Annotated in this window: 1 protein-coding gene; it reads right to left on the reverse strand. The window is 42.6% G+C overall.

Features of this window, described 5'->3' with window-relative positions; genetic code table 11:
• The coding region (locus FD30_RS07510) for an IS110 family transposase (RefSeq protein ID WP_162255432.1) at positions 1-263 on the reverse strand (263 nt) is incomplete at both ends.

The following is a 263-nucleotide window of genomic DNA, read 5'->3' on the forward strand; positions in this document are numbered from 1 at the left end:
TATGGTTCTAGTTGTTCTGTAAACTCGGTAATTGCTAAACGTCGAGCATCACGTTCGTCGTTCTTTCTTAATCGTGATCCAGTAGTGATACGATTCTTAGCCGTCAGTGGGTTTAAAATGTGGTAATTCAAACCTTCTTGTTGAAGGAAATACTCTAAGCGCCGGGAGTAAACGCCAGTCGCTTCAAAGACGATTTCCACTTTCCCACCGAACTGAAGCACGACGTGTTTCAGTTCATTAAACCCCAATGCATCTAAAGAGAT

The sequence above is a fragment of the Levilactobacillus namurensis DSM 19117 genome, from assembly GCF_001434785.1.
GTDB lineage: Bacteria > Bacillota > Bacilli > Lactobacillales > Lactobacillaceae > Levilactobacillus > Levilactobacillus namurensis.